The sequence below is a fragment of the Tenacibaculum sp. 190524A02b genome (assembly GCF_964036645.1).
In the GTDB taxonomy this organism is placed as follows: domain Bacteria; phylum Bacteroidota; class Bacteroidia; order Flavobacteriales; family Flavobacteriaceae; genus Polaribacter; species Polaribacter vairaonense.
In genome coordinates, this window is record NZ_OZ038525.1 from 2,237,265 (window position 1) to 2,250,563 (window position 13,299).

Sequence of the window (13,299 nt, forward strand, 5' to 3'; positions counted from 1 at the left end):
CAACAACCATCTGTATGGTTCTTCTGCGGAGAGAAACGGAGTAAAATGGTATCAACTCAGTAAGTACATTACAAACAATTAAAAAGAGAAAGTAAAGATATAATGGAATTATCTCAAGGAAATAAACAACTTTTATCGTTAGCCAAAGGTGCATTTACAGGAGAAGTAATGTTACCTGACTTTCAAAGAAATTTTATTTGGGCTAGACAAGATATCGAAGAGCTCATAAAATCTTTGTTAGAAAATATGTTTATTGGTAATTTTTTAATTCATAATGTAAACCCTTTAGACCCTCCGTTTAAACCTATAGCTATTGAAGGGGCTCAGATGGTAAACCCAAACTACACCCAAAAGCCTACTATTTTAATTTTAGACGGACAACAGAGGTTAAGTTCTTTTTTTTATGCCTTATATGCCCCTAATATACCTTTAAAGAACGCCTCAAACCCCTATGCTTTTTTTATTAATATACGTGCTTTATTATATGATGATGTAGAAAATAGTGTGTTTAGTACCTCAAAAGTATGGCGGCATTATACATCACTCAAAGATGAACACAATAACTTTAAAATGGAGTTGTTGGTAGCACAAGAAATTATACCATGTACCTTTATTAAAGAAGACTTTACGGAAATTTGGTACGAAAATTATAAAGAAAATTACAGCAAGGAAGAAGATAAAAAAATTAGAGATTATATAAGAAATATCACAAACTATAAAGCATTAACCTTAGATGTACCTGTTAATGAAAAGCCCGAAAATATTGCGGTATTATTTGAGCGCATTAATAGAACTGGAGTAAAACTTTCTGTTTTTGACCTTTTAGTTGCCCGATTATACAAGTTTATTAACCTTAGAGAAAGCTGGGAAAATGCCTTTGATAACAGTGAGCGTATTAAAAAGTATGCATTACATAATAAACGTAACACTTCTATTCCTTATTATTTTATACAATCGTTAGCATTGCACCACAGCCTAAGTATTAAAGCTAGAGATATGCTTAAAATAAATGCCGAAATACTTAATAAAAATACTTGGGAAACTATTGTGAGTATTGTTGAAACTAAAGTATTAATTCGTTTGCTTGATATTAACGAGTATGGAATTGCTAGAGTTGATAAATGGTTCCCATACTCTCCCATTATAGTACCGTTTATTTCTTTTTTTATGAAAGAAAATCAAAACATTCCTAAAATAAATAAATGGTATTGGGCTTCAGTATTTAGTGAACGATATTCTGGTTCTGTTGAAGGAAAACTAACCAAAGATTATAAAGAGGTAGTACAATGGTTTACTAATGATGATAATATTCCTGAAGTAGTACGAACCATGCACGATATTGTTGACAAAACGTTTAATTTACTGGACAAAAAAAATGCAGGAAACTCTGTATACAAAGGGGTATTTAATTTATTATTTAAAAACGACGCTCTAGACTTTTACGAAGAAGACAAGTTAAAATATGCTAAAACTGATTTAGATGACCACCATATTTTCCCAAAGAAGTTTTTAGAAGAAAAAGGAGTTACAGAAAATGTAAATACCATACTAAATAGAACTCTTATTTTAGGGACAACTAACAAAAGTATTAGTAAAAAATCACCAGCAGAATACGTACAAATTATGCTGGAAAAACATAAATCAACCGAAAAGGTTAAAACCTTATTAAAAACTCATTTTATTAATGATGATATGTTTGAAATTATGAAAACTGTAAACGATAATACTCCCAATGAAGAAGTTCAAGCAAAGTATGATAGGTTTTTACAATTAAGGGAAATTAAGATTAAAGAAAAAATTAAGGAATTAGTATGACAGACGCAACAATTATATCTAAGATTTGGAACTTAGCAGGGGTATTACGTGACGATGGCGTAAGCTACGGTGACTATTTAGAACAAATTACCTACTTGCTATTTTTAAAAATGGCAGATGAGTTAAATAAACCACCCTACAATAAAGGTTTACATTTTCCGAAGCTAAAAGATGTAGATGGTAACGAAATTGAAGATGCTGAGGTTTGCAATTGGGAAAACCTTGCCGATAAACGTGGTGCCGAATTGGAATCTTTTTACAGTCAGCTATTACGTACCTTGGCTAGTGAAAAAGGTATATTAGGGCAAATATTTACCAAAAGTCAAAATAAAATACAAGACCCTGCCAAACTTTCCAGAGTTATTGACATGATAAACCGTGAAGATTGGAATTTAATGGGAGCTGATATTAAAGGAAAAATATACGAAGGTTTACTGCAAAAAAATGCGGAAGATACCAAAAGTGGCGCTGGACAATATTTTACTCCAAGAGCCTTAATTAAAACCATGGTAGCTTGTGTACAACCGAAGCCTGAAAAAACCATTGCTGATCCTTCTTGTGGTACAGGCGGTTTCTTTTTAGCGGCTTATGATTATATTGTGGCTAACCACAACTTAAATAGAGAACAAAAAGCCTTTTTAAAAAATGAAACGTTTTATGGTAATGAAATTGTAGCCAATACCCGCCGTATGTGTTTAATGAATATGTTTTTACACAATATTGGCGAAATAGATGGTGAGTCTACCATTAGCCCTAATGATTCTTTAATTACTGATGATGGTAAACGTTTTGACTATATATTGGCTAATCCGCCATTTGGTAAAAAAAGTAGTATTACTATAACCAAAGAAGATGGAGAAACCTCTAAAGAAGATTTAAGTTATAACCGTCAGGATTTTTGGGAAACCACCTCCAACAAACAGTTAAACTTTTTACAGCATATAAAAACCCAATTAAAAGCTACAGGAGAAGCCGCTGTGGTATTACCCGATAATGTTTTATTTGAAGGTGGTGCAGGTGAAGAAATACGAAAACAACTGCTTAAAACAACCGAGTTACATACCGTTTTAAGATTACCTACTGGTATTTTTTATGCTCATGGTGTAAAAGCAAATGTATTGTTTTTTAACAACAAACCTGGTAGTAAAGACCATCAAACAAAACATGTTTGGTTTTATGATTATCGTACTAACGTACATCATACCTTAAAGAAAAAACCAATGACTGAAGCGGACTTGGCTGATTTTGTTACTTGTTATAATGCAGAAAATATTTACAAGCGTAAGGAAACGTGGAGTCCAGAAAACCCAGAAGGTCGTTGGAGAAAATATACTTACGAGGATATTATAGATAGAGATAAAACGAGCTTAGATATTTTTTGGATAAAGGATAAAAGTTTAACGGATTTAGACAACCTACCTGATCCAGATATATTAGCTGGTGAAATTATAGAAAATATAGAAGCTAGTTTAGCTGGTTTTAAAGAAATTATGGAAACCTTAAACGAATAAAAGAGAACAATTTTATTTCTACTAAAAATGCAAACCCTAAAAGAAGAAATTCCCGATTTTCAGCGTATCATGTTACCCATGTTACAGTTATTAGAAAACGGGCAAACCAAAACCTTAAATGAAGTAATGCAATTGCTTACTGCTCATTTTAAATTAACCTCCGCCCATTTAAAAATAAAAGTACCTAGTGGTACTATGGGATTGTTTAGAAACCGTGTAGGTTGGACACGTAGTTATTTAAAAAATGCAGGGTTAATCAGTTACCCTAGTCGTGGTGTATATAAAATAACAGAATATGGTACTGCCTTTTTAGCTAGTAATCCTAAAGCCTTAAACATTCAGGTATTAAAAACCATGCCTAAATACAAAGAATGGGCAGCTACTTTTAATCAAGATACCAATGGCACTACTAACACAGCTACCAAAGTAACCGACAACCAAACACCTGACGAGCTTTTAAATACTACCGTAAATGAACTACATCAACAACTTGCCACGGACTTAATTGATAAACTAAAAGACAATACCTTTGAGTTTTTTGAAAAGTTTGTTGTGGAGTTATTACAAAAAATGGGCTATGGTGCATTTAGAGAAGAGGCAGGTAAAGTTACTGGGCAATCTGGCGATCATGGTATTGATGGCATTATTTATCAGGATCGTTTAGGCTTAGAAAGCGTTTATATTCAAGCCAAACGGTATAATGACACCAAGGTAGGCTCACCCGATATTAGAAACTTTATAGGTTCATTAGCCCTGCAAGGTGTTAATAAAGGTGTCTTTTTAACTACTTCTCGCTTTTCTGAGGCTGCTGTACAAACTGCTGATAATAGTAAGCAACAAAAGATAGTACTTATAGACGGAAAAAAGTTAGCAGACTTAGCTATTGAATTTAATTTAGGCGTGCAGGAAAATGAAACGATTGTACTAAAGAAAATAGATCTAGACTATTTTGAGGAATAATAGTCTTATTTTTATAATTCAAGCCCGTATTATTTAAAACTAACTATTTTGTACTTATGACCTTTGATAAAGAGTTTTAAAGAAGCTATTAGCCAACTACCTGCTAAGGAAAAGGATAAACTAATACTTCGTTTATTAAAAAAAGACCCTACCCTTGCTAATCGTTTATACTTTGAACTAATAGATACTTCTAGTGTAGATGAAAAACGTGCCGCTTTAGCTATACATATACAAAATTCTATTGAACGATTTTCTCAGTACAACAATACGCCTGGGTATATAATGATGTATATGCGTGATATTAGTGGTGAAATTAACGAGCATGTAAAAGTTACTAAAGATAAGTTTGGTGAAATTAGTTTAAACTTCGTTCGTAATGACAAAAATGAATGTCTTTGCGAGGCATCGAAGCAATCTCCTCCATAGATAAACAGATTACTTCACTTCGTTCGTTCGTAATGACAACTTACATAAGTTATGAAGTTTCATGATAAACTAAAAATTAAAAACTACAAAATAAGGGTATAAAAAAACCTCACATGCCTGTGAGGTTTTTTTTATATTTAACTAAAAATTAATTGAATTGAGCTGTGTACTTAAGCTTCTAAAACTTCTTGTACTTTATCAGCAGCTTCTTGGAACTCTGTTGCAGAGATAATTTCCATTCCGCTATTGTCAATTAATTCCTTTGCTTCTTTAGCATTTGTTCCTTGTAAACGACAAATAATTGGTACATTAATTTTGTCTCCCATGTTTTTGTAAGCATCTACAACACCTTGTGCCACACGGTCACAACGTACAATACCTCCAAAAATGTTTACTAAGATTGCTTTTACGTTTGGATCTTTTAAAATGATTCCGAAAGCTGTTTCTACACGTTGTGCATCTGCAGTTCCACCAACATCTAAAAAGTTAGCAGGGTCTCCACCAGCTTGCTTAATTAAATCCATAGTACCCATTGCTAATCCAGCTCCGTTTACCATACATCCAACATTACCATCTAAATCTACGTAGTTTAACCCAGCAGCTTTTGCTTCTACTTCAATTGGGTTCTCCTCACGGATGTCACGCATTGCAGCGTAATCTTTATGACGGTATAATGCATTTTCATCTAAAGTTACTTTAGCATCTACAGCCATTATTTTATCATCAGATGTTTTTAATACTGGATTAATTTCAAACATTGATGAGTCTGACTTGATATATGCTGTATATAAAGCCGTTACAAATTTCACCATTTCTTTTAACGCCGCACCAGATAACCCTAAGTTAAATGCTACTTTACGTGCTTGGAAAGGTAATAAACCTGTACCTGGGTCTATTTCTTCTGTAAAAATTAAATGTGGAGTTTCTTCAGCTACAGTTTCAATATCCATACCTCCTTCAGTAGAATACATAATCATGTTTCTTCCTGTAGAACGGTTTAATAAAACCGACATGTAAAACTCATTAGGCTCACTATCACCTGGGTAGTATACATCTTCTGCTATTAAAACTTGATTTACTAATTTTCCTTCTGCTGAAGTTTGAGGAGTAACTAACATCATTCCTAAAATATCATTAGAAATACTTTTAACCTCATCTAAGTTTTTAGCTAACTTAACGCCTCCACCTTTTCCACGTCCACCTGCGTGTACTTGAGCTTTTATTACATGCCAACCTGTTCCGGTTTCTTCAGTTAACTTTTTAGCCGCTTCAACAGCTTCTTCTGGTGTATTTGCAACAATTCCACGTTGTATACGAACGCCAAAACTGCTTAATATTTCTTTACCTTGATATTCGTGTAAGTTCATTAGATAAGAATGTTTTTAAAGTCGAACAAAAATACAAATTCAATTTATAATACCTTATAAAATGCTGTTTATTTTATAATAATAATTTGTAACTTGAACTGTAAGTTACTTTCACATAACTTTAACAAACGAAGCGTCACAGTATTTTTTTTAACAGGTCTTTACAGTAATTAACAGGATTTTATGAATTATTACCCTAATTCATCAATAATTTAGCACCATCTACTATTATATAAAACTTATGCGTAAAACAGCCTTACTCTATTTGGTGTCTTTGATCATTCCCCATGTATCAAAAGCACAAAGCCCAAATGCTCATAGAAAAAGAATTCAAGCAGTGCGTACTACTATGCCTATGAAAATAGACGGACAACTTACAGAAGCCGCTTGGAACAACGCCGAAATTGCCAAAGATTTTGTAATGATGCGCCCTACCAATGGGCAAAAAGAACCCGATACCCATAAAACTGAAGTAAAGTTATTGTATGATAACAATGCTATTTATATAAGTGCTGTAATGCACGCTCCAGATCCTTCAAAAATTCCGGCTGAGTTTAGCAATAGAGATAATATTGGTAATGCCGACTTTTTTTTGGTTACCATTAATCCTATTGATGATGGGCAAAATCCTTTTCAGTTTATTGTAACCAGTTCTGGAGTACAAGCAGACGCTAAAGTATCTAACGGAAATGAAGATTTTAATTGGAGTGCGGTTTGGGATAGCAGTATTCAACTTACTGACAATGCTTGGATAGTGGAAATGAAAATACCGTACCGTGCATTGCGTTTTGCCAATCAGCCAGTACAATCTTGGGCGGTTAACTTTCACAGAAGGGTGCAAAACTTAAATGCGCAATTTACGTGGAACCATATTGATAATACTAGTGGAAACTGGACTCAATATGATGGGTTGGTTGAGAATTTAAAAGATATTAAACCGCCTACACGTTTAACTCTTTATCCATATGCTTCTGGAACTGTAATTGATGATGGTACAGAAACTACTGCGGATTGGAGCGTGGGTATGGATATTAAATATGGAATTACCGAAAACTTTACCCTTGATGCTACGTTAATTCCTGATTTTGGTCAGGCTGCTTTTGATAATGTGGTGTTAAACCTAGGCCCCTTTGAACAGCAATTTACAGAACAACGTCAATTTTTTACAGAAGGAACAGAATTATTTACCAAAGGGCGTTTGTTTTATTCTAGAAGGATTGGTGGAAAACCTATTGATCAATTTAAAGTTGAAGATCAGTTAGCAGATAATGAAGAAATTTTAGAGAAACCTGATAAAGTTGATATGTTAAATGCTGTGAAGGTTTCTGGTAGAACTAAAAAAGGATTGGGTATAGGGCTTTTTAATGCTATTACAGATAAAGCCGAGGCTACTGTTATAAATAAAGATACGCAAGAAACTAGAAAAGTAACGACCAATTCTTTTGCTAACTATAATATTATGGTATTGGACCAACAGTTTAATCAAAATTCTGCCATTACCTTAATTAATACCAATGTTACCCGTGTAGGTGAATTTAGAGATGCCAATGTAAGTGGCTTGTTATGGCATGTGGAAGATAAAAAGAGTCGATATAATATTGATGGTTCTTTTAAAATGAGTGCCATTTCTGATGATATAGATCATCCAAATACTGGGTATTCTTTTGACACAAGTATTGGTAAGCATGCGGGAAATTGGCGTGGTGAAGTTGGGTATCAGTTTGACAATAGTGATTATAATATTAATGATTTGGGTATTCAAAACAGAAATAATACGCAAACTTTATACGGATTTGCTTCGTATCAAATATTACAGCCTACAAAATCTTTTAATAACTACAGGTTTAGATTTATGTATAATGTTAATTATTTGCATAAGTCTGGTGTATATACTGGAAACTGGGTAGCTTTAAATGTATTTTTTGAAACTAAAGATAGATTTGCTTTTGGTGGTAATGTTAATGGTAATATTGGTGAACAGTTTGATTATTTTGAACCTAGGCAAGGGAGTACTAGTGGTATTTACTTTATTAGAAATCCTAGAGTGGCTATTAACCATTGGGGATCTACCGATTATAGAAAAAAGTTAGCCTTTGATTATAATTTCTTTTTAAATAAGTTTTTTAACGAACAAAAATTTATTTATGGTTTCCGATTAGCACCTAGATACAGATTTAACAATCAGTTTTCTTTAATTTACAATTTCAGGTATCGTAAAAACGAAGCAGACAGAGGTTACGTTAAAAAAATTAACGAAGATCATGTTACCGACAATGCTGCTTTGGCTCCTTTACAAGATCGTGTTATTTTTGGTGAACGTGATATTCATAGTTATGAAAATACGCTTTCTGGTAAATATAGTTTTAATGCCAATGCTTCACTTTCTTTAACATTTAGGCATAATTGGGAAAAAGCGGTATACGATGCGCAATTTTATACCTTAAAAGAAGATGGGTACTTGGAGGATAACAACTATAATGATAATCATGATGTTAATTTTAATAGTTGGAATTTAGACCTAAACTATACTTGGCAGTTTGCTCCTGGAAGTCAATTAATTGCTTTTTATAGAAACTCTATTAACCCTAGTAATGATTTTGCACCTGCTGATGTAAGTTTTTCTGAAAACTTAGAACGTCTTTTTGATGAAAACATGAAACATACGTTTTCTTTACGTCTTGTGTATTTTATTGATTACAATAATTTAAAAAACATCTTTTAATACTATATAATTGTAAGTAGTTTTTTAAATTAAAAATACTAATTTACGCATCTAAACAAAAAGACCTAACATTTTATAAAATAGGACTTTCATTGAATAATGGCTCATTTGTAAACGTCCCCCAACATAAAAATCAGATAACCTAAATCGTTATCTGATTTCTTTTTTATACATTCGTTTCTTATAATAGAGTATCTATGATTATTGCGAAGAATATCCATAAACAATATGGAGATGTTGAAATTTTAAAGGGTGTGAATCTTCATATTAAAAAAGGAGAAATTGTAGCTATTGTAGGGCCTTCTGGTGCTGGTAAAACTACTTTACTTCAAATTTTAGGTACCTTAGATAAACCTCAAAAAGACAGTTATTTTGAATTACAAATTAACAGCACTCCTATACAAGGTTTAAAAGACAAGGATATTTCTATTTTTCGTAATCAACATATTGGTTTTATTTTCCAATTTCACCAACTTTTACCAGAATTTACTGCGTTAGAAAATGTTTGTATTCCTGCCTTTATAGCCGGAAAAGGAAAAACAGAAACTGAAGCTAAAGCAAAAGAGTTACTTTCTTTTTTAGGCTTATCACATAGAGAAGGACATAAACCTAGCGAATTGTCTGGTGGTGAACAACAACGTGTGGCAGTAGCTAGAGCTTTAATTAACAATCCTGCTGTAATTTATGCTGATGAACCTAGTGGAAACTTAGATTCTGCTTCTGCTAAAAATTTACACGAGTTGTTTTTTGAACTTCGTGATAAATTTGGGCAAACCTTTGTTTTAGTCACTCATAATAAAGACTTAGCTGAAATGGCAGACAGAACCTTAACCATGAAAGATGGGGTGATTGTGGAATAAACCACCTAGAGATAAACCTCTAAATACATCCCCCTTTAATAATGTAAATAAAAGTAATTTTATGTAACATTATCCTTATAAATAATACCTATAGTGTAAACTGTTTTTTTATGAAAGAAACACTACAAGAGCTTATAAGCTACCTAAAAAATCCTGTTTTGGAAAAAGATTCCAATACAGAAAACTCCTATAGAGTTCATAAGTTTTTACACCTACTTAGTATTAGTATTTTAACTAGTTTCTTTTTAATGCCTCTTTTTGCAATTGTTGAACATTTAGAATTGATTGACATGGAAAAACATGCCATGGAAAGCATGCTTAAAGATTTTTCTAAACCTATTATATTTTTATTTGTAGTAGTAGTGGCTCCACTTACAGAAGAATTTATTTTTAGAGGGCCTTTAACCTTATTCAAACGCAAAAAAGTATTTAAAATAGCCTTTTATACTTTTGCCATTCTTTTTGGTTTAATACACATTACCAATTATAAAATAACCAGTAATGTATTATTACTAACCCCAATTTTAATTGCACCTCAAATTATTTTAGGTAGTTATTTAGGTTTTATTCGTGTCCGTTTTGGCTTGGCTTGGAGTATTCTTTTACATGCTTGTTATAATGCTTTCTTTATGTTGATTACTTTTGCAGGCGATGGTATGCTGTAAACAGTTACCTTAACCTAAATAAATACTAAGTGAACAAACAAGAGCTGAAAGATTTTTTGAACGCCAAAGTTATTGAATACAATACTTTAGACTTTATAGAAAGTGATCCTATACAAATTCCACATTTATTTACTCAAAAAGAAGATATTGAAATTGCTGGGTTTTTAGCAGCTACCATTGCTTGGGGCAATCGTAAAATGATTATTAAAAATGCCCATCGTATGATAGATATTTTAGGAAATTCTCCTTATGATTTTGTGATGAATTATACGGATGATTATACGGATAGGTTTGAAGGTTTTGTTCACAGAACTTTTAACGCAATTGACTTTAATTTCTTTGTAAAATCATTACAAAATATTTATCAAAATCATAGTGGTTTAGAAAAAGTACTGAAACCTGAAAACGGAAAAGATAACTACCAACAAGCTATTCATAAATTTAAACAGGCATTTTTTGAGATACCTCATCAAGGTCGTACCTTAAAACATGTATCCGATCCTTTAAAAAATTCTGCCTCTAAACGTATTAATATGTTTTTACGTTGGATGGTTAGAAAAGACAACACAGGAGTAGATTTAGGTATTTGGAATAGCCATTCACCAAAACACTTACACTGCCCACTAGATGTACACTCGGGAAATGTAGCTAGAAAATTAGGATTACTAACTCGTAAACAAAATGATTGGAAAGCATTGATTGAACTAGATAGTATATTACGTGAATTTGACAGCAACGATCCTGTTAAATATGACTTTGCTTTGTTTGGATTAGGTGTTTTTGAGAAGTTTTAATACTTTTAACTGCCAAACAAACCTAAAAACTAAAACAAATAATGAAAAAGCTTCTAAGCTTTATTGCACTTTTTGCAAGTGTAATTATAAACGCACAAGACCACCGTATTCCTGCAGATACAACTGTAGTAACCAACCATACGGTAACCATTAAAGGAAAAAAAGTAAGCTATAAAGCACAAACCGGAATGCAACCTGTTTTTGATGCTAAAGGAAATGCTAAGGCAACCTTGTACTATACCTATTATCACAGAACTGATGTACCTAATAAAGAAAAAAGACCTTTAATTATGTCTTTTAACGGAGGGCCAGGTTCTGCTTCTGTATGGATGCACATTGCTTATACAGGCCCTAAAGTACTACGAATAGATGATGAAGGAAATCCTATTCAGCCTTATGGAATAAAAGACAATCCATACTCCGTTTTAGATGTCGCAGATATTGTTTTTGTAAACCCTGTAAACACGGCTTACTCGAGACCTATTGTTAAAAAAGACGAAACTGTAGATAGAAACTATTTTTTTGGTATTAATGCTGATGCTAAATATTTAGCCGATTGGTTAAATAATTTTGTAACAAGAGCTAACCGTTGGCAATCTCCTAAATATATTATTGGAGAAAGTTATGGAGGTACGCGTGTTATGCAATTAGCTCATGAACTACAAAGTAATCAATGGATGTATTTAAATGGTGTAATTATGGTATCTCCTGCAGATTACCTATTACTTAGAACTGACAGTTCTGAAGATTATGCTATTAACTTTCCTTACTATACTGCCGCAGCCTGGTATCATAAAATGTTACCTCAAAAATTACAACAACAGGATTTATTGCCCACTTTAAATGAGTCTGAAAATTTTGCTATCAATCAATTATTACCAGCATTAGCTAAAGGTGGCTATATTTCTGAAAATGAAAAACAGACTATTGCCGAAAAAATGGCATACTACTCAGGCATTAAAAAAGAAGTTATTTTACAACACAACTTAGAGTTACCTAGAAGTTATTTTTGGAAAGAATTGTTACGTGACACTGCTGGAAAAACTATAGGTCGTTTAGATAGTAGATACTTAGGTATTGACCGAAGAGAAACGGGTTCTAAACCAGATTATAGTCCTGAATTAGTATCTTGGTTACACTCTTTTACACCAGCTATTAATTATTACATTAAAAATGTATTAAAATTTAATACAGATGTAAAGTACAATGTTTTTGGCTCTGTATACCCTTGGGACTTTACTAAAAATAATGCACGTGAAAACCTTCGTAAAGCCATGGCTCAAAATCCATACTTAAATGTATTAGTACAGTCTGGATATTATGATGGTGCTACCACCTACTCTGCTGCTAAATATACATTGGGTAAAATTGATCCAAGTGGTAAATTAAAAGAACGCTTATCTTTTAAAGGTTACAGAAGTGGACATATGATGTACCTTAGAAAAGAAGATTTACAAAAAGCTAATGAAGATTTACGTATTTTTATAGAAAAGAGTTCTAAAAATATTGGAGCTGCAAAATATTAACCCCTGTTTTTATGAAAAATAACATCAATAATATGATGTGTTTAGATATGTACGCATCGTCTTTAAGCAAAGACGATGCTATTTTATTGCAACCACTCCTTACAGCGAAAAACTATAGTACTACTAACTTAATTAGTTGGGATGTACATGTTCAAAATTTTAATAAATTGAGTGGTTATACTAAGGTAGAAAAGGAAATGATTGCTTTAAAAGAAATGGCTAAAATTTACCAATGGAAAAATGATTTTGATGAAATTTTAGTCAATAATAACTTTGAAGCCTTGATACTTACGGATACTTCTAGAAAAATTATATGGGTAAATGATGGTTTTGCCACCATGACTGGGTATTCAAAATCTTTTGCTATAAATAAAACACCTAGTTTTTTACAAGGTATCCATACTTCAGAAGAAACCCGTTTACGTATTCGTGCAAAATTAAAAGCTAATAAACCTTTTAAAGAAGTAATCATTAATCATAAAAAGGACAAAACAGCGTATAAATGTGAACTGTCTATTTTTCCGCTTTATGGAGAAAATACCACCCATTTTTTAGCCTTAGAAAAAGAAGCTGTGTAAAAACGTATAAAGCAAGATATGGTTACTTCACCTTAACTTTTTTGCCATTCATCTATAGATAATTTTAAGAAAAGC

At 32.4% G+C, this 13,299-nt stretch carries 11 protein-coding genes; 10 read left to right on the plus strand and 1 reads right to left on the minus strand.

Annotated elements, in window-relative coordinates:
• Positions 1-102: 102 nt before the first annotated feature.
• From ABNT65_RS08975 to ABNT65_RS08990, 4 genes are all read left to right on the plus strand, one after another.
• Positions 103-1,815, plus strand: a complete 1,713-nt coding sequence (locus tag ABNT65_RS08975; RefSeq protein ID WP_348747696.1) for a DUF262 domain-containing protein — start codon at positions 103-105, stop codon at positions 1,813-1,815.
• Entirely contained in the window at positions 1,812-3,326 is a 1,515-nt protein-coding gene (locus tag ABNT65_RS08980; protein ID WP_348747697.1) for a class I SAM-dependent DNA methyltransferase, read from the plus strand. Before ABNT65_RS08975 ends, ABNT65_RS08980 begins: the two co-directional genes overlap by 4 nt.
• 27 nt (positions 3,327-3,353) lie before the next feature.
• Complete coding sequence (locus ABNT65_RS08985) at positions 3,354-4,286, plus strand: restriction endonuclease (protein WP_348747698.1); 933 nt, start codon at positions 3,354-3,356, stop codon at positions 4,284-4,286.
• 63 nt (positions 4,287-4,349) lie between these two features.
• Positions 4,350-4,712 carry a hypothetical protein gene (locus ABNT65_RS08990; RefSeq protein WP_348747699.1) on the plus strand — a complete coding sequence of 121 codons (363 nt, stop codon included), beginning with the start codon at positions 4,350-4,352 and terminating at the stop codon, positions 4,710-4,712.
• Between the two features lie 170 nt (positions 4,713-4,882).
• Here the strand turns inward: ABNT65_RS08990 and sucC are convergent, their stop codons facing one another.
• Complete coding sequence (gene sucC / locus ABNT65_RS08995; protein ID WP_348704512.1) at positions 4,883-6,079, minus strand: ADP-forming succinate--CoA ligase subunit beta; 1,197 nt, start codon at positions 6,077-6,079, stop codon at positions 4,883-4,885.
• A 241-nt stretch (positions 6,080-6,320) separates the two neighbouring features.
• Here sucC and ABNT65_RS09000 point away from each other — a divergent pair, with 241 nt between their 5' ends.
• The 6 genes from ABNT65_RS09000 to ABNT65_RS09025 all read left to right on the plus strand — a co-directional run bounded on the left by ABNT65_RS09000 (position 6,321) and on the right by ABNT65_RS09025 (position 13,224).
• Positions 6,321-8,801: a DUF5916 domain-containing protein gene (locus ABNT65_RS09000; RefSeq protein WP_348747700.1), complete on the plus strand. Its 2,481-nt coding sequence runs from the start codon at positions 6,321-6,323 to the stop codon at positions 8,799-8,801.
• A 197-nt stretch (positions 8,802-8,998) separates the two neighbouring features.
• On the plus strand, positions 8,999-9,661 hold the full coding sequence (locus ABNT65_RS09005) for an ABC transporter ATP-binding protein (protein ID WP_348747701.1): 663 nt from the start codon (positions 8,999-9,001) through the stop codon (positions 9,659-9,661).
• Between the two features lie 110 nt (positions 9,662-9,771).
• The gene (locus tag ABNT65_RS09010) at positions 9,772-10,326 is read left to right on the plus strand and encodes a CPBP family intramembrane glutamic endopeptidase (RefSeq protein ID WP_348747702.1); all 555 of its coding nucleotides are present in this window, start codon (positions 9,772-9,774) and stop codon (positions 10,324-10,326) included.
• Between the two features lie 29 nt (positions 10,327-10,355).
• On the plus strand, positions 10,356-11,120 hold the full coding sequence (locus tag ABNT65_RS09015) for a TIGR02757 family protein (protein WP_348747703.1): 765 nt from the start codon (positions 10,356-10,358) through the stop codon (positions 11,118-11,120).
• A gap of 41 nt (positions 11,121-11,161) precedes the next feature.
• Positions 11,162-12,646, plus strand: coding sequence for a S10 family serine carboxypeptidase-like protein (locus ABNT65_RS09020; protein WP_348747704.1), 1,485 nt, complete (start codon positions 11,162-11,164; stop codon positions 12,644-12,646).
• A gap of 11 nt (positions 12,647-12,657) precedes the next feature.
• Positions 12,658-13,224 (plus strand): PAS domain-containing protein, encoded by a 567-nt coding sequence (locus ABNT65_RS09025; RefSeq protein ID WP_348747705.1) that lies wholly within the window; start codon positions 12,658-12,660, stop codon positions 13,222-13,224.
• The last annotated feature ends 75 nt before the right edge of the window (positions 13,225-13,299 follow it).